Below are 521 nucleotides of genomic sequence, written 5' to 3' on the forward strand. Positions count from 1 at the left end.
GTAAGATTCCTCTTTCGATTATCAGCCCCGCGACTAATCCGACCACTATCGCCATTAATGGAATCAACAGGTAAGTGAATGCTACGGACGACCCTGTTTGCATATACAGGCCAATTGCCCATGCAGAAGAATAAGCACCTAACGCATAAAACCCTCCATGCGCGATATTTAAAATTCGCATCACACCGTAGATCAGGGTTAATCCTACTGAAGACAGGAATAACCATGCGGCGAAGCCTAACCCATCTATTAATATTGCTACTGCAGTTAACATATAGCCTCCTCAAATTTAGGAAAAATCTGGAGGAGATTTATCAAAACCTCCAGATTAAAATCTAGTGAGATCGCCTCATGGCAAACTCACTAGCTATTGGAAGTTATGCTATTTACAAACAGCACCTTTGAACCCTGATTCAATCCATTCCAGACTTTTCATACCTTCTGGAGGATTAACACATGCCGCGTTATAACGCTTAATATTAACTAATGTGCCTTTACCGGATGCTTTATCAAACTTATAG

Annotated in this window: 1 protein-coding gene; it reads right to left on the reverse strand. The window is 41.1% G+C overall.

Features of this window, described 5'->3' with window-relative positions:
- Window positions 1-274 (reverse strand): ABC transporter permease subunit (locus tag ABD017_RS16740; RefSeq protein WP_425543763.1); only part of this gene is annotated, 274 nt, incomplete at its 3' end.
- Window positions 275-521: the final 247 nt, after the last annotated feature.

The organism is Rhodanobacter caeni, from assembly GCF_039523575.1.
Classification (GTDB): domain Bacteria; phylum Pseudomonadota; class Gammaproteobacteria; order Xanthomonadales; family Rhodanobacteraceae; genus Rhodanobacter; species Rhodanobacter caeni.